The sequence below is a fragment of the Halomonas sp. NYA30 genome (genome assembly GCF_976980765.1).
Map to the genome: position 1 here is coordinate 610,441 of NZ_OZ334477.1, position 16,704 is coordinate 627,144.

At 56.6% G+C, this 16,704-nt stretch carries 16 protein-coding genes; 12 read left to right on the forward strand and 4 right to left on the reverse strand.

Features of this window, described 5'->3' with window-relative positions; all coding sequences use genetic code 11:
- Positions 1–31: 31 nt before the first annotated feature.
- Together ACWI0H_RS02825 and ACWI0H_RS02830 are read right to left on the reverse strand one after the other, a co-directional pair.
- Positions 32–1,153, reverse strand: a complete 1,122-nt coding sequence (locus ACWI0H_RS02825; RefSeq protein WP_336273539.1) for a branched-chain amino acid aminotransferase — start codon at positions 1,151–1,153, stop codon at positions 32–34.
- Positions 1,154–1,318: 165 nt separating this feature from the next.
- Positions 1,319–2,839 carry a leucyl aminopeptidase gene (locus tag ACWI0H_RS02830; protein ID WP_336273538.1) on the reverse strand — a complete coding sequence of 507 codons (1,521 nt, stop codon included), beginning with the start codon at positions 2,837–2,839 and terminating at the stop codon, positions 1,319–1,321.
- Positions 2,840–2,985: 146 nt separating this feature from the next.
- On the opposite strand from ACWI0H_RS02830, the gene lptF reads away from it, so the two are divergent.
- The 5 genes from lptF (at position 2,986) to bfr (ending at position 6,721) form a co-directional block, all read left to right on the forward strand.
- Complete coding sequence (gene lptF, locus ACWI0H_RS02835) at positions 2,986–4,065, forward strand: LPS export ABC transporter permease LptF (RefSeq protein WP_176302556.1); 1,080 nt, start codon at positions 2,986–2,988, stop codon at positions 4,063–4,065.
- Positions 4,065–5,129, forward strand: coding sequence for an LPS export ABC transporter permease LptG (lptG, locus tag ACWI0H_RS02840; RefSeq protein ID WP_336273537.1), 1,065 nt, complete (start codon positions 4,065–4,067; stop codon positions 5,127–5,129). The genes lptF and lptG overlap by 1 nt, the downstream gene beginning before the upstream one ends.
- Positions 5,130–5,197: 68 nt before the next feature.
- Positions 5,198–5,671: an RDD family protein gene (locus tag ACWI0H_RS02845; RefSeq protein ID WP_336273536.1), complete on the forward strand. Its 474-nt coding sequence runs from the start codon at positions 5,198–5,200 to the stop codon at positions 5,669–5,671.
- Between the two features lie 169 nt (positions 5,672–5,840).
- Positions 5,841–6,047 carry a (2Fe-2S)-binding protein gene (locus ACWI0H_RS02850; RefSeq protein WP_008959830.1) on the forward strand — a complete coding sequence of 69 codons (207 nt, stop codon included), beginning with the start codon at positions 5,841–5,843 and terminating at the stop codon, positions 6,045–6,047.
- 191 nt (positions 6,048–6,238) lie between these two features.
- On the forward strand, positions 6,239–6,721 hold the full coding sequence (gene bfr / locus ACWI0H_RS02855) for a bacterioferritin (protein WP_008959829.1): 483 nt from the start codon (positions 6,239–6,241) through the stop codon (positions 6,719–6,721).
- 106 nt (positions 6,722–6,827) lie between these two features.
- Here bfr and ACWI0H_RS02860 read toward each other — a convergent pair whose 3' ends face one another.
- Entirely contained in the window at positions 6,828–8,303 is a 1,476-nt protein-coding gene (locus ACWI0H_RS02860; RefSeq protein ID WP_035564683.1) for a carbon starvation CstA family protein, read from the reverse strand.
- Between the two features lie 184 nt (positions 8,304–8,487).
- The gene (gene sodC / locus ACWI0H_RS02865) at positions 8,488–9,024 is read right to left on the reverse strand and encodes a superoxide dismutase family protein (RefSeq protein WP_176302576.1); all 537 of its coding nucleotides are present in this window, start codon (positions 9,022–9,024) and stop codon (positions 8,488–8,490) included.
- A 177-nt stretch (positions 9,025–9,201) separates the two neighbouring features.
- Between sodC and ACWI0H_RS02870 the strand changes: the two genes are divergently transcribed.
- The 7 genes from ACWI0H_RS02870 (at position 9,202) to ACWI0H_RS02900 (ending at position 16,515) form a co-directional block, all read left to right on the forward strand.
- A complete protein-coding gene (locus tag ACWI0H_RS02870) occupies positions 9,202–9,975 on the forward strand; it encodes a pseudouridine synthase (protein ID WP_485874745.1) in 774 nt (257 codons plus the stop codon).
- A 10-nt stretch (positions 9,976–9,985) separates the two neighbouring features.
- Positions 9,986–10,867, forward strand: coding sequence for a tRNA cyclic N6-threonylcarbamoyladenosine(37) synthase TcdA (tcdA, locus tag ACWI0H_RS02875; protein WP_485874746.1), 882 nt, complete (start codon positions 9,986–9,988; stop codon positions 10,865–10,867).
- On the forward strand, positions 10,864–11,082 hold the full coding sequence (locus ACWI0H_RS02880; protein ID WP_153843484.1) for a DUF1653 domain-containing protein: 219 nt from the start codon (positions 10,864–10,866) through the stop codon (positions 11,080–11,082). The genes tcdA and ACWI0H_RS02880 overlap by 4 nt, the downstream gene beginning before the upstream one ends.
- Positions 11,083–11,248: 166 nt before the next feature.
- Positions 11,249–12,157 (forward strand): MBL fold metallo-hydrolase, encoded by a 909-nt coding sequence (locus ACWI0H_RS02885; protein ID WP_035564675.1) that lies wholly within the window; start codon positions 11,249–11,251, stop codon positions 12,155–12,157.
- 29 nt (positions 12,158–12,186) lie between these two features.
- Positions 12,187–12,615, forward strand: a complete 429-nt coding sequence (locus tag ACWI0H_RS02890) for a protein tyrosine phosphatase family protein (protein ID WP_035564673.1) — start codon at positions 12,187–12,189, stop codon at positions 12,613–12,615.
- Positions 12,616–12,684: 69 nt separating this feature from the next.
- Positions 12,685–14,427 (forward strand): SulP family inorganic anion transporter, encoded by a 1,743-nt coding sequence (locus ACWI0H_RS02895; RefSeq protein WP_485874747.1) that lies wholly within the window; start codon positions 12,685–12,687, stop codon positions 14,425–14,427.
- An 81-nt stretch (positions 14,428–14,508) separates the two neighbouring features.
- Entirely contained in the window at positions 14,509–16,515 is a 2,007-nt protein-coding gene (locus ACWI0H_RS02900; protein WP_485874748.1) for a RecQ family ATP-dependent DNA helicase, read from the forward strand.
- Positions 16,516–16,704 lie beyond the last annotated feature (189 nt).

Consider the following 16,704-nt stretch of genomic DNA (forward strand, 5'->3'; position numbering starts at 1 on the left):
TTGAACGGTGAAGCGTTGGTTTTAAACCCGCTTAAACCAGCTGGGTTAGCCAGCCGTACTTATCTTCACTGCGGCCGTACTGCAGGTCGAGCAGTTTGGTACGGATGCGCATGGCGATTTCATTGTTGCCGCCCGCGGTGAGCTTGATACGCTCGTTTTCAGTGACCAGTTCACCGACCGGAGTGATGACCGCGGCGGTACCGCAGGCAAACACTTCGGTGATCTCGCCGGACGCCGCGCCTTCGCGCCACTCGTCAATACTAATAGCGCGCTCTTCCGGCGTTAGACCTTCATCTTTGGCCAACGTGAGAACGGAGTTGCGCGTCACGCCTTCGAGAATGGTGTCGGTCAGGCGCGGGGTCACCAAACGGCCGTCTTTGAAGACGAAGAACAGGTTCATGCCGCCCAGCTCTTCCACCCACTTGTTTTCAGCGGCATCGAGAAACGCAACCTGACCACACTGATGAGCTTCGGCCTCTTTCTGCGCGGCTAATGAGGCCGCATAGTTACCGCCACATTTAGCAAAGCCGGTGCCGCCTGCGGCTGCACGCTTGTAGTTCGAGGAGAGCCAGATCGACACCGGGGCAATGCCGCCTTTGAAATAAGCTGCCGCCGGGGAGGCGATCACATAGTAGTCGACTTCCTGTGACGGACGTACGCCCAGGAAGGCTTCCGAGGCGATCATGAACGGACGCAGGTAGAGGCTGCACTCATCAGAGGCGCTGGCAGGCGTGGGTACCCACGCCTGATCCTGGGCCAGTAGCGCTTTCAGCGAGCCAATGAAATCGTCATCGGATAGTTCTGGCAGCGCCAAGCGGCGGGCGCTGCGGCGGAAGCGCTCGGCGTTTTTCTCGGGGCGGAACGTCCAAATCGAGCCGTCAGCATGACGGTAGGCTTTGATGCCCTCAAAAATCTCCTGGCCGTAATGCAGCACTGAGGAGGCGGGATCGAGCGTCAATGGGCCGTAAGGGCGCACCTGATGGCCGTGCCAGTCGGCGTCCACAGTCCAACGAATATGGGCCATGTGGTCGGTAAAGTAGCGACCAAAACCGGGGTTTTTAAGGATGTTTTCACGGATCTCATCGGCCGTCGGCTGGTTGGACGGCAGTATTTCAAAACGCGATTCTGACTGGTTATCTGAAGCTGTGGGCACGGCGTGTTGTCTCCGCTAGAGCCAGACCCCGAAGGGCAAAAGTAAGCAATGTGTGTAGTACAGCGTGTGCTCAAGGACAGTGCGCACGCTCATGTGTTCAGGTTTAACGGTTGCCGCGCTGAAAGGCAACCGTTGAACGAGGGATCGTGGTGCCGAGTGGTGATATTAGCCGTCGCTGTTTTCTACTTGGGCATCGGTTTCACGGTCCAACAGGTACTGGGTTAACAGCCCAACAGGCCGGCCGGTGGCGCCTTTTTGCTTGCCTGAATGCCAGGCGGTACCGGCGATATCCAGGTGTGCCCAGGGGAAATGATCGGCAAAGCGCGATAAAAAGCACGCGGCGGTAATCGTACCTGCGGGGCGGCCGCCAATGTTGGCCAGATCGGCAAAGTTGGAATCCAACTGCTCTTGGTATTCATCCCACAGCGGCAGGTGCCAGGCGCGATCCCATGCCCCTTCGCCTGCATCCAGCAGATCCAGCGCTAGGTCGTCGTCGTTGGAGAGCAGGCCGGTAGCGTGATGGCCCAGGCCGACAATTACTGCGCCGGTAAGAGTGGCGATATCGACCACGCTGGCGGGAGTAAAACGCTCGGCGTAGGTCAGCGCGTCGCACAGTACCAGACGGCCTTCGGCGTCGGTATTGAGTACTTCGACGGTCAGCCCTTTTAGCGTTTTGATGATATCGCCGGGCTTGGTGGCGCGGCCGTCGGGCATGTTTTCGGCGGCGGCGACGATAAACACCAGATTGAGCTTCGGCTTGATATCCAACACTGCTTTGACGGTGCCGAATACGCTGGCAGCGCCGCACATGTCGAATTTCATTTCGTCCATGCCTTCGCCGGGCTTGAGCGAAATACCGCCGGTATCAAAGGTTATGCCTTTGCCGATCAGCACATGTGGGGCTTCATCGACGTTGTCGGCGCCTTGGTACTTCATAACGATCAGGCGTGTCGGTTCCTTACTGCCGCGCCCTACAGAAAGCAGCGAGCCTGCACCCAGGGCTTCCAGCGCTTCTTCATCGAGAATGTCGACCTCAAGTGCGCCCTTTGAATCGCGGCCCAGCTGCTCTGCCTGCTCGGCTAAGTAGCGAGGCGTGCAGATATTAGCAGGCAGGTTGCCCAAGGTACGCGTGTAGTTGATGCCCTGACCAATCGCGTTGCCTATTAAGGCGCCCTGCTTAACCTGCGAAACCGCGTCGGAATCGCTTATCATTAACGTCAGCTTGGCTAGGCTGAGGGCCGGTGCGGGCGATGATTTGAACTGATCAAAGCGATAAATGGCCCGCTCAGCCGCTTCCATCACCTTGCGCGCTTTCCAGGCCGGGTCGCGGTCCGCGAGTGGCACATCGCCGAATACCACGCTCGCTTCATCGATAGGCAGTTTGACTAACGCTGCCATGGCCGCATCCAGCGCCTTGATAAAGGCTGCTTCCTGGCATTTTTCGCGCTCACCCAAGCCCACTAGCAAGATGCGCTCAGCGCCCAGGCCCGGTGCAAAGGGCACCAATTGCACATTGCCCAGTGCGGCGTCAAAGTCACCGCGTTCCAGCAATTGGCCAATCAGGCGCTCGCTGGCGTCGTCCAGTTTGGCAACGGTGGGCAGAAGATCGCTACCTTTGAAAACCGGTACCAAAAGGCATGCCGTTTCGGTTTTGGCCGGGTTCGCAGTCTGAACGGAAAATTCCATGACGGCTCCAACAAGACAAGCAACGAGGGAATCGGGATAATGCCCCGTTGCTTTTGATTGTGAAAAGGGACTGAGAATAATTTGTTTAGTGTACCCAAGCCATTCGCTTATTGCATGGCATCCTGCACGACTAGCCGGAGAGCGCGTTGATTTTATTTCGATATCTAACTCGCGAAGTGTTACTCACCATGTCGGCGGTCGCTGGCATCCTGTTGCTGGTGATCATGGGCAGCCGCTTTATCCGCTATTTCTCGGACGCAGCGGAAGGCGATATTCCAGTCACCATGTTAGGCAGCCTAATGATGTTTCACCTGCCCGGCTTTATGGAACTGATTTTACCGCTGTCGTTTTTTCTGGGCATCCTGCTGGCCTATGGGCAGCTCTACATGAACAGCGAGATCACCGTGATGGTCGCTTGCGGGATGAGCCCTACGCGGCTGTTGAAAGTGACCCTGCTACCCGCCAGCGTGGTAGCAGTGCTGGTCGGTATTTGCAGTCTGTGGCTGACACCCTATGGCGCGCTGCAAACTGAAACCGCGCTGGAAGAGCAGCGTAGCCGCCTGGATGTTTCCGTTCTGGCGCCGGGGCGCTTTCAGGAGTTTGGGGGTGGTCGTACCGCTTACATTGGTGGCTTTTCCAGCGATGGCACGGAAATGCAGGATGTGCTGGTGCACGAGCAGAACCAGTTGGGTGATGAAGGCACCCATGACTACGTGACCCGCGCTGCATCGGGCTTTCAGGAAACGCGGCTTGAAACCGGTAGCCGCTTTCTGGTGCTGGATGACGGCGAGCGTTACGGGGTGACGCCAGGCGATAAGAGCGCCGAGCGGCTCACCTTTGAGCGCTATACGCTGCGCCTGGGGCTGAATCGTGACCGGCAGGAGCTCGATTCTCTGGAGTACGCGACCACGCCCGCGCTATGGAATAATCCAAGCCCTCGTGCCCAGGCTCAATGGCAGTGGCGTGCGGGGCTGCCTTTAATGGTCTTTGTACTGGCCTTAATGGCGCAGCCGCTTTCCCGTGTCAATCCTCGCCAGGGGCGCTTTGGCAAACTGCTGCCCGCGGTCTTTTTATATGTTGCGTATCTTAGCCTGTTGCTGGCGGTGGTCGATGCGATTGGCAGCGGTACTTGGTCCAGTATGCTGGGTGTATGGCCGGTACATGGGCTGTTCTTGGGGTTGGGCCTGCTAATGCTGTGGCGCTCGCAACGTAAGGGGATGCGCTAATGTTGCTTGACCGTCTCGATCGTTATATCGCCCGCAACGTGCTGGCGGCCATTATCGTCGTTCAGTTTGTGCTGCTCGGTTTGGATATTACCATTGCCTATATCGATGACTTAGGTGATGTACAGGCGGGCTACACTGCTCTGGACGCGTTGGTTTACCTGCTAATGCGCACGCCCTGGCGCTTCTATCAATATGCGCCGGTGGCAGTGTTAATCGGCGCGCTGATTGGTTTGGGCAGCATGGCCTCCAGCAACGAGCTCACCGTTATGCGCGCCGCTGGGCGTTCGTTGGCGCGCATTGTGTGGGGCGTGATGAAGCCGGTGCTAGTAGTAGTAGTTGTAGTGCTGTTAGTCACCGAGTATGTCAGCCCGCGCACCGAGCAGTATGCCGAGGCATGGCGGCTGGAAAAAGTACAGGGCGAAGGCGCCATGCTGACCAGTCGCAGTGGCTGGCAGATTGAGGGCGACAGTGTTTACCGTTTTGGGGCGATCCGTGCGGATAACGTGGTGCTTGATTTAACCCGCTATCGTTTTGATGATCGCCAGCTAGTCGAAGCCACTTACGCCCAGCGTGCACGCTGGGAAGGCGATGCGTGGCGGTTGGAAAATGTGGCTACCACTCGCATTTTCGACGATCGCACTGAGTCGGACCAATCGGCAAGCATGGGTTGGGATACTGCGTTTACCCCCACTCAGTTGGAGCGATTGCTGCGCGATATCGAGAGCCAGGCACCCAGCGAGCTATGGGCTTATGCCCAGTTCCTTGAGGAACAGAACCTGCAGAATGACCAAGCGCTGCTGTATTTTTGGCAGAAGATGCTGATGCCACTCACCATGGGCTCACTAGTGCTGATTGCCGCCTCCTTTGTGTTTGGCCCGCTGCGCACCGTGGCCGCAGGTACGCGCGTGTTTTACGGCGTGGTCACCGGGCTGAGCTTCAAGTATGTGCAGGATCTGCTGGCGCCCGCCTCGACGATTTTTGGTTTTTCCCCCGTGTGGGCCGTGCTGGTGCCAACATTGGCGTGTGCCGGGGTAGGGATCTACTTTCTACGTCGCAACGGTTAGGCGTAGTTTGCTAAGCCAAAAAATTTCATCACCGCCAAGTGGCAAGCAAGAACTAATAAGAGAGAACTATGCGAATACGACGCTTTGCTCAGTTGGACAGCGTATGGCCAGCGGGTCTTGGACGCCGCCTGGGTGCCATGCTTTATGACGGCTTTCTGGTCACCGCCATCTGGATCGCGGTGACCGTCGCGCACATGGTTTTTTTCCGCTATGTGCTTGGCCAGCAGCCAGAAGAGATTGGCACCACGGCTGGTGATATCTGGAGCCTGCGTCTCTTGCTGCTGTTTTTTGTCACGCTGTTTTTCGTTTTTTCCTGGTCGCGCGGGGGAATGACCTTGGGCATGCAGGCGTGGCGGTTGCGGGTGCAAACACTGGATGGCTATTCGCTGAATTTGAGGCAATGCCTCATTCGCTGCGCAGTGGCGTGGCTCTCACTGCTGACATTTGGTTTGGGCTACTTGTGGGTACTGTTCAATAAACAACGACGTAGCTGGCCGGATATTGCATCCAACACGCAAACGGTAGTGTTGCCGAAAAAATAATGGTCACTTGCGAGAGACCTTTGGAAAGTAGAAAACATCGCTAAACCAATAGATTATCGCGCTTCGGTTATTCTTTAAGACGAATAGATACCAACAAGCAGTCATTTCTACTTGAAAAGACCTATGCGAATCATTTACATTCATCTCATGACTTTTATGAGGTGTCGCCATGTACGTTTGTGTGTGCAAGGGAGTAACCGACCATCAGATTCGCCAGCACGTTAGCGACGGAGCTCGCAGCTGGCGAGAAGTACGCGAGGCAACCGGCTGCGCAACGCAGTGTGGTAAGTGCGCGTGCTATGCCAAATCTATTACCCGCGACGCCGTACAAGAAGCGCGTCAAGAAGCCGATATGGGCCTTGCTTACGCCGTGTGACGCGAATCACTATTGTTAGGGTTATCTTTAGCAAATATATGATTTGCTTGAACTTTTAAATACCTTATCTATACTCTCAGGAAAGCTGGGAGTATAGTTATTTGCGCCTATACCCCTCTCCAAACGTAACTGCTTGATCGCATTGTCTAATCCAGATTAAACATCAGCATTACAGTAGAAAAGGTGACGTTATGAAAGGTGATACTAAAGTTCTTGAGCATCTCAATAAGGCACTAGGCAACGAGTTGGTTGCGATCAATCAGTATTTTTTGCATGCCAAAATGTATAAAGACTGGGGCCTAAAAGCACTGGCCAAGTGGGAATACGATGAGTCCATCGAAGAGATGCAGCACGCTGACAAGATCATCGAGCGCATTCTGTTTCTAGAGGGCATCCCTAATCTACAAGACCTTGGCAAGCTGCACATTGGCGAAAACGTCAAAGAGATGCTCGAAAGCGATTTGAAAATCGAGCACGATGGCCGCAACGATTACATCGAAGCCATCACGTACTGTGAAAGCGTTAAAGATTACGTTACTCGCGATATGCTCCGCGACTTGCTCGCCGATGAAGAGGGTCATATTGACCACATCGAGACTGAGTTGAAATTGATTGAACAGGTGGGTATTCAGAACTACCTGCAGCGCCAAATGCAGATGGCCGGCGAAGAGTAAGCACTCTTTAGCCAAACTCTTAGCTTTGAAGTCAGCTAAGCGCACAAAGCAAAACGGGCAGCCAATGGCTGCCCGTTTTTTATAGGTGCGAAATGGAAACGCTGCGTTAAGAGCTTGTCGCCAGCGAATCGCCTGCTTTACCTGCACCCAGTACTGCTTCTGCAGGTTCATCAACGGTAAAGGTCGTGCGGCTCAAACGACGTACACGCTTCATAAATAGCGCGATGCAGATAAGCGTACCCAGTGCCGCTACCACATAGCTCAAGTGCAGCGGTAGGCCAAAACCGATAGGAGCATAGGCCAAATAGGTAAAGGTGGCCATGGTCATAAAGGTGGCTGGGATTGACGTGATCAAGTGAGGTTTACGCGACAGCACCAGATACATGGTACCTACCCACAGCGCGATAACGGCGGTGGTTTGATTCGCCCATGAGAAGTAACGCCATAGTAGCGTGAAGTCCATATGGGTTAATGCATAGGACACTACAAACAGCGGTAGAGCGACCATGACGCGCTTCATAATCGGCTTTTGATCGATCTTAATGTAATCTGCAATGATCATTCGCGCGCTGCGGAAAGCGGTATCGCCAGAGGTGATCGGCAACACAATAACGCCAAGTACGGCCAGGGTGCCGCCGACAGCGCCAAGCATGGTGGTGGAGACTTCACTCACCACTGCAGCAGGACCGCCCGCCGCCAGCACATCGGAGAGCGACTGGTCGCCGTAGAACAGGCTCATCGCCGCCGCCGCCCAAATCATCGCAATGATGCCTTCGGTGATCATCATGCCGTAAAAGATTTTACGCCCATTGGTTTCATTTTCAGTCGTGCGCGAAATAATCGGCGTTTGGGTGGCGTGAAAGCCGGAAAGCGCACCACACGAGATGGTTAAAAACAGCAGCGGAAAAATGGGGGCTGCTTCAGGATGCATGTTCTGGAAGGAGAGCTCTGGAATGGGGGCGCCCGTCACAATCAAGCCAATACCAATACCCGCCGCACTAAACAGTAGTAGTGCACCGAAGTAGGGGTAGATGCGGCCAATGACTTTATCAATCGGTAGCAGTGTGGCAATCAGGTAGTAAATAAAGATAGCGACAATGATGAGTGTTAACGACAGCGACGTCATATTGGCCAGCAGCGCTGCGGGTGAGGTCACAAAGACCGTACCCACCAGAAGAAGCAGCAGAATCGCAAAGCCATTCACCACGTGCTTCATCGCTTTACCGAGGAACTTACCTGCTAGCTGGGGCAGGTGAGCGCCGTGATTGCGAATCGAGATCATCCCGGTCAGATAATCGTGGACAGCACCAGCAAAGATGCAGCCGACCACAATCCATATAAAGGCAACAGGGCCATAAAGTGCGCCAAGAATAGGACCAAAAATAGGGCCTACACCGGCAATATTAAGTAACTGGATAAGCGAGTTACGCGTGGTATTCATCGGCACGTAGTCGATGTTATCGCGCATGGTGAACGCTGGTGTACGCCGTTTGCGATCGGTCACAAACACGCGCTCAACGAACTTCCCATAGGTAAAGTAGCCCGCTATTAGCAGCAGGATCGATACGATAAAGGTAATCATCTAAGGTACCTAGAGCAGTGAGGGGGATAGGCGAGCATGCTAAGAGCACACAAGAAAGGGCTTCTTTAGCCACGGCGAATGTACAGATAAGCACTATAAAATCACAGTTAGACTTTAGTTGCCCGCAGGCAAAAACGGGCAGCTCAATGGCTGCCCGTTTTGTTTGTTAACAACGATGGTTAATCTACGACTCGACCACGCCGCAGGCCATGCGGGTGCCGCCACCGCCCAGATGTGGCTCATCTGTGTAGGTGTCACCGCCTTCATGAATCATCAGGCTGCGACCCGGCATATCTTCCATACTCAAGCGGGGCGCCAGTACCGGCAGGTTGGCTTCGCCATCCTCATTCACGGTCAGCACCGGTAGGTCACCTAAATGACCTTCACCATACGGGCCTTGGTGGGTGCCTGTTTCCTCGGGGTCATAGTGACCACCTGCGGACAGTGCAGCGGTCATTTCGCCACTGTCGTTTTCGGCAGGATCGCAGCTGGCGTTCTGGTGGACGTGAAAACCATAAACACCGGGCTCAAGATCGGTTAGTGAAGGGGTTAGCAGTAAGCCATGATCGGTATGCTCAAGAGATACGGTGCCGATCGAGTCTTCAACCCCTTCGGCGCTGACCTTGTGCATCTCCACCTCAAGGGTTTCATTGGCTTGCGCCGCCGTGCTGGCGAGCAGCAGCGAAGCGGCAATGGCGGTAAGCGGTGTTGAATAGCGCATAGAGTTTTCTCCTTCCGAATCCATGGAAACGCTGTAGCAGCGTTGCTTATTTAAGGTAGCTGCCGAGCGGTTTCTTCGCCAATTAACCCGACGGATGACATCGGCTCGTCAAGCCGCGACAATAGCCGCCTATTTTTATACTGATATGTTAGTCACCAGCTGTTACCAGGGAGCGTTATGACGCCACTCAACATCCTCTATCAGGATGAGTATCTCGTGGCGGTGCATAAGCCGTCAGGCCTATTAGTGCACCGCTCGGCGTTAGCGCGTGGCGAAACTGAATTTCTGCTCCAGCGGCTTCGCGACCAGCTCGGTAAGCGGGTGTATCCCGTTCACCGGTTGGATCGGCCGACGTCAGGGGTGATCGTTTTTGCGCTCTCTTCAACGATGGCTGGCCTGCTCAGCGAAGCCTTTAGCGAGCGTCAGGTAGAAAAGCGCTACCTAGCCGTGGTGCGGGGTAAAGCACCCGAGAGCGAACGTTTGGACTATCCGCTACGGGAAGAGGACGGCACGCGACCCAAAGCCGAAATGCCTGCCATGCCTGCGATGACCGATATTCGTCGTCTGGATAGCGCCGAGTTGCCGGTACAGGTCGACCGTTACCCGGTGGCGCGTTACTCCTTGGTAGAGGCTCGGCCGCTGACCGGACGGCGCCACCAAATTCGTCGTCATCTTTCACGGCGGGGCTATCCCATTATCGGCGATGCGAAACACGGTAAAAGTGTTCACAACCGCTTTTTTGCCGAGCAGTTGGGCGCGCCGCGCTTACTGCTGGCCGCCACCTATTTAGCCTTTGACCATCCGCTGTTGGCCAAGCGTGTACAATTAAGCTGCGCCTTGGACGAGACCATGATCGCGCTGTTTCATCACCTAGGCTGGGCAGGGCATTTGCCGCTGGATAGCGTACGAACGCCGCCTCTTGCAACACCTTCCGCTCTCCAAGCACTGTGAGTCTGTTTCTATGCCTTTGAACGAGCCATCAACCTCCCTTGCTACCGCCTCAGTTTCTAGCGCCTATTATTCTAGCGACTATGACTTCCGCTTTGGCGGTATTCGGCGCCTCTACGGTCAGCGCGCTGCGGAGGCGTTTCGCCATGCCCATGTAGTGGTGGTCGGGGTTGGCGGCGTGGGTAGCTGGACGGTCGAGGCGCTAGCCCGCTCGGGCATCGGCAAGCTGACGCTGATTGATCTGGACGACGTATGTGTCTCCAACGTCAACCGCCAGCTCCACGCGCTGGATGGCACGATTGGCCAGCCCAAAGTAGACGTGCTGGCCGAGCGCTGCCGCCTGATTGCCCCAGAGATTGAGATCATCGCGGATACCGCCTTCGTCACGCCCACCAACCTGGCCGAGCGCATTCCTGAGGATGCCGACCATGTGGTGGATGCCATCGACAGCGTGATCGCCAAGGCTGCGCTGATCGCCTGGTGCAAGCGGCGCAAAATCCCGATTACCGTGACCGGCGCGGCGGGCGGGCAGACCGACCCGACGCGCATTCAAGTGGCGGATTTGACCCGCACCGAGCACGACCCGCTGCTCTCCAAAGTGCGCTCGCGGCTGCGTCGCGATTACGGCTTCTCCCGCAACCCCAAGCGGCGTTTCTCGGTGGAGTGCGTCTACTCCGATGAGCAGTTGATCTACCCCAGTGCCGACGGCGAAGTGTGCCTGCAAAAGCCCGGCAGCGGCGACGCCACAAGGCTGGACTGCGCCTCCGGCTTTGGCGCCGCGACGTTTCTGACCGGCACTTTTGGCTTTGTTGCCGCCTCCAAAGTGCTGGAGCGCCTCGCCAAGAAAGCGAATCAGCCCGCCGCCACTCAGGCCATCCAAGAGGAAAGCGAATGACCACTCCCGTTCCCGGTATTTACCGCCACTATAAAGGCAGCCTTTACGAAGTAATGGGCACCGCCCAGCACAGCGAAAGCGAAGAACCGCTGGTAGTCTACCGCGCGCTATATGGCGACTACGGTCTTTGGGTGCGCCCGCTGGCGATGTTCATGGAGAGCGTGACGAAAGAAGGGAACACCCAGCCGCGCTTTGCGTTGGAGAAAACGTTCTAGCCCGTATTGATTGCTCCATCGTCGCTCTTATTGTCGCCGCCCCCTGTTAGCAGGGAGGCGGCGTTTTTGTGGTTGTTATTGCTTATATTCCATAGTCAGCTATCTTTATAACAGTTGTTGGCGCTTTGGCGTCAGGCAACCCTACTCAAGTAGCCGGGAGATAAGCATGCAGACCTTTGCCCTTTCTCAAAGCACAGGCACAGGCGCACCTGATGTTGCGGGCTTTTTTGATCCACGTACCTTTAGCATCCAATACATCGTCAGCGACCCTGCCACCAAGCAGTGCGCGATTATTGATCCGGTGCTGGATTTCGACGAAAAGTCTGGCGCAACGGCCACCTTTTGCGCTGACGCGCTGTTGAAATATATCGAGGAAGAGGGACTGAAAGTGGCGTGGATTCTGGATACGCACCCCCACGCAGACCACTTTTCAGCAGCCCAGTACCTAAAACAGAAAACCGGCGCACCGACGGCGATTGGCCAGTACGTGACCAAAGTTCAGGCCCTGTGGAAGGAGATCTACCACTGGCCGGAGATGCCCACCGATGGCCGCCAGTGGGACACGCTGTTTGTCGAGGGCGATACGTTTGCCATCGGTGAGCTCAGCGCCCGCGTGCTGCACTCGCCTGGCCATACGCTGGCCTCCATCACCTACGTAATCGGTGATGCCGCCTTTGTGCATGACACCCTTTTTCAGCCTGATTTTGGGACGGCGCGAGCCGATTTTCCCGGTGGGGATGCCAAGTCCCTATGGAACTCCATTCAGCAGATTCTCGCGCTACCGGGCAATACGCGGCTGTTCACCGGCCACGACTATATGCCCGACGACCGTGAACCGCAGTGGGAGAGCAGCGTCGATGAGCAGCGAGCCAACAACCCGCACTTGGTAGGCAAAAGCGAGGAGGAGTTCATCGCCCTGCGCCACCAGCGGGATGGCGAGCTACCCATGCCCAAGCTGATTTTGCACGCGCTGCAGGTGAATACTCGCGGCGGCCGCTTGCCGGAACCAGAAGCCAACGACAAGCGCTATCTGAAAATCCCCCTGGATGCCCTGGAAGGTGCGGCCTGGGATTGATGTTATCCAAACTAATATGAGGTGTGGTCATGCAAACGAAGCCATTGGAGCCAGGCGTTGAGATCACCTCAGCGCTGACGTTGGATGAGTTGGAGGAGGTAAAAACCCGTGGTTTTCACGCGGTGGTGTGTAACCGCATCGAAGGTGAGAGCGAGGACTTTCCCGACGAGGCGCGCTACCGCGAAAAAGCCGAGCAGCTTGGGCTTGCCTGGGTGCATATCCCCGTGAAGCCAGGTGAGTACAGCGAAGCTGACATCCGCGCCTTTGCTGAAGCGCTTCAACAGCTGCCGCGCCCGCTATTGGCATTTTGCCGCTCAGGTAAGCGGGCCACGCACCTGTGGGCCTACGCCAAGCGTCAGCACGAGCAGTGCGATTTGGCGGAACTGTTTACGGCGGCTCACGCGGCAGGGGTGGACTTGGAAGACCAGCGCCAAGGTCTTGAACGGAGCGCCGAATAAAAAGCGAAGACGCGTGAAACCCTAGTACGAAGGCCCTGTATCAGCAGATACCTATTATGAGACTGCATCATGATCATTGAGCGCTGGGTGCCGCTAATCGGCTGGTTGCGAACCTATCACCGGGGCTTGCTCACGCGGGATGTACTTGCCGCGGTGATCGTCACGCTGATGCTGGTGCCGCAAGCGCTGGCCTACGCCATGCTGGCAGGGTTGCCGCCGGAAATGGGGCTCTATGCCAGCATGCTGCCGCTGGTGCTATACGCCATCTTTGGCACCAGCGCGAGTTTGGCGGTAGGGCCGGTGGCGGTGGCAGCACTGATGACTGCCTCGGCGCTGAGCAGTTTTGCCGCGCCGGGCAGCCCGGAGTATATCGGTGCGGCGCTGGTGCTGGCCGCGCTCTCTGGGCTGATCCTTATCGCCATGGGCGTGCTTCGGCTGGGCTTTTTAGTCAACTTTCTCAGCCATCCGGTGATCTCTGGGTTTGTGACCGCCTCGGGGATTTTGATCGCGATCAGCCAGTTGAAGCACATTTTTGGGGTCGAAGCATCCGGCCATAACGTGGTGGAACTGCTGCGTGCGCTATTGGGCCAGTGGCAGCAGGTGAATGTCATCACGCTGCTGATTGGTCTTGGTGTTTGGGCGTATCTATGGGTGTGTCGCAAGCGCTTGAATGGCTGGCTGACCAAGCTGGGAATGCCTGCCAGCTGGGCAGGGTTAATCGTCAAAGCTGCGCCTATTTCGGCCGTGGTAGTGACCACCCTGTTGGCCTGGGGCTTCCAACTAGAGCAGCGCGGGGTCGATGTGGTGGGCTTTGTGCCCAGTGGCCTGCCTGCCATTACGCTGCCGAGCTTGCATCAATCGCTGTGGCTCGGCCTGCTGCCGGCGGCGCTGCTGATCAGTTTGGTAGGGTTTGTAGAGTCGGTGTCCGTGGCGCAGACCCTGGCCGCCAAGCGCCGTCAGCGTATCGACCCCAACCAAGAGCTAATTGCGCTCGGCATGGCGAATCTTGGCGCTGGCATTAGCGGCGGCTCGCCAGTATCGGGCGGTTTTTCACGCTCGGTGGTCAATTTTGAAGCCGGGGCGGCAACGCCGCTGGCGGGGGCTTTTACCGCGCTTGGGATTGTGTTGGCGACGCTGCTACTCACCGATCTGCTGGCCTTTTTACCCACCGCAACGCTGGCCGCCACGATTATCGTGGCAGTGGGGACGTTGATTGATTTGCCTGCGGTAAAGCGAACCTGGCAATACTCCCGAAGCGATGGCATTGCGATGGTCGCTACTTTGCTGCTGACCCTTCTGCACAGCGTGGAAGTGGGCATTATCAGCGGGGTGGTGCTCTCGCTGGGGCTACACCTTTACCGCACTAGCCAGCCCCATAGTGCGGTGGTAGGGCGGGTGCCGGGCACCGAGCATTTCCGGAATGTGAAGCGCCATCAGGTAGAAACCGACGAGCATGTGGCCATGCTGCGCATCGATGAAAGCCTCTATTTTGCCAACGCTCGCTATCTCGAAGATACCATCATGGCGTTGGCCGCACGGTCGCCGTCGATCAAGCACATTGTGCTCACCTGTCAGGCAGTAAATGTCGTCGATGCTTCGGCCCTGGAGAGCCTGGAGGCGATCAACGGTCGGCTGAAAGACGCCGGGGTCACGCTTCACCTAGCCGAGGTGAAAGGGCCGGTAATGGACCGACTTAAACACACGGCGTTTTATCACGAAATCACCGGCCAAGTGTTCTTTACCACCTATGACGCCTGGCGGGCGCTGGCGCATCCGGCCAGTGCAAATCAGCTACCGGCCACATTGCCCTAGCATGCTGTTGTTGATTGGAGAAAACAGCGTGAACGCGTTAGGTTAGCCGCTGATGCCTTGACGACTCTCCAGGAAATGGCCATGACCTCAGCTTCGCCGCAGCAGACGCTAAAAACAGTATTCGGTTTTGACGACTTTCGCGGCGGCCAGCAGGCAGTGGTATCGCACGTCTTGAAGGGCCACTCCACGGCAGCCATTTTTGCCACCGGGGCGGGAAAATCGCTCTGTTATCAGCTTCCTGCGCTGCATCTGCCGCACCTTACACTGGTGGTGTCGCCATTGCTTGCTCTCATGCAGGATCAGCTCGCCTTTCTGCAAGCCCGCGGCATTGCCGCAGCAAGTATCGACTCCACCCAAGAGCGCGATGCCACCCGCGATGTCATGGAGCGGGCTAAACGCGGCGAACTGAACATCCTCATGGTCTCGGTAGAGCGGTTGAAAAACGAGCGCTTCCGGAATTTTCTTTGTCAGGTACCGATATCACTATTGGTCGTCGATGAAGCCCACTGCCTCTCCGAGTGGGGGCATAACTTCCGACCTGATTATCTCAAACTGCCGGATTACCAGCGTGAGTTTGCCATTCCCCAGGTATTGCTGCTCACTGCCACCGCTACTCCAGCGGTGATTGCCGATATGCGCGAAAAGTTTGCCATCGCCCCAGAACATATCGTAACTACCGGCTTTTATCGCCCAAACCTTGAGCTGCTGGTAGCGCCGGCCATGGAAGATCGCCAGCAGCAGCTTGTTGAGTGGCTAAGGCCGCAGATGCAGCCGGGCAGCGAAGCGCCGACGATTATCTATGTGACACTCCAACAGACGGCAGAACAGGTCGCCAGCGCCCTGAAGGCTCAGGGCATCGCCGCTCAGGCGTACCACGCGGGGCTGGACTCCCAGCGGCGGGACGAGATTCAACGTCAGTTCATGAGCAGTGAGTCGCCCTGCATCGTGGCCACCATTGCCTTTGGCATGGGCATTGATAAGGGCAATATTCGCAACGTGGTGCATTATGACCTGCCTAAATCCATCGAGAACTACAGCCAGGAGATTGGCCGGGCAGGGCGCGATGGGCTGCCTTCCACCTGCCTAACCATGGCCGGGCGTGACGGCCTGCGGGTACTGGAGAACTTTGTCTACGGTGACACGCCGGAATACAGCGGCATTGTTCGATTGCTTGAGGAGATCGCATCCGCCGCCAACACGCCAGACCGCCAGTGGGAAGTGCTGCTCAACACGCTTTCCCGCGATACCAATATCCGTCTCCTGCCGCTTAAGACGCTGCTGGTGCGGCTGGAAATGCATGGGGTGATTGCACCGCGTTTTGCGTTTCTGGCCGAGTATCGGCTGCGTTATCACATCGAGCCGGTGGCGTTGGTGAGCCGTTTCGAAGGCGAGCGGGCGGCCTTTGTGCGTCTACTGGTTGACCATATCCCCATTGCTCGCACCTGGGGCACGGTAGATTTCGAGCGCTTGCTTCGCGCGGGACAGGCACAGCAGGTCGATGCCTCCCGCAGCCGGGTGATCACCGCGCTTGAGTACTTTCAGGATAAGGGCTGGCTGACCCTGGAAGGCAAGCGGATGACGGATGTGTATGAGATCTGTCAGTCGACTGTTGCGATAGAAGCGCTGGCTCGCCAGCTATACGACGACTGCCTGAGTCGTGAACGCATCGAGATAGAGCGGCTACAGGCGATGTTGGCGCTCTTTGAGTCGGAGAGCTGCCTGACGCGGCGATTAGCGGAGCACTTCGGTGATCGCACGTTTGACACGCCATCCGACACCGAGCAGGGCCGCTGCGGGCATTGCTCGGTATGTTACGGTCAACCCGTAACGCTACCGGACGCGCCGCCGCAGCCTGTACCGAGCAATGCGGAGTTTCAGTACTATGCCGCTCCGTTCATTCAGCGGCACACTGAGCAGTTCGGTCAGCCTCCCAGCGCGCATCGGCTGGCGCATTTTCTATGTGGTCTAACCATGCCCGTGTTTACCCCGCTCAAAGCCCGTCGCCTTGAGGGCTTCGCCGTGTTTGAGCAGCGCGCCTATCCACAAGTGCGTGAGTGGGTGGCGAGTAGGCAAAAAATTAATGGCTAACAAACCTGAACTCAAGCAATAAGTTCAGCAAAACAGGATTTTAGGACTAAGCTTTGGAGTTGTCGTACCTTCCTAGCCAGGGAATAAATAATGAGTTAGGCGCCTGGGTGCTAACACTCGGAGCCATACTTCGCCAAGGGAACCGAAATGCTAGCTATTCAACCAACCGACAACAGCCAAAAGCTCAGC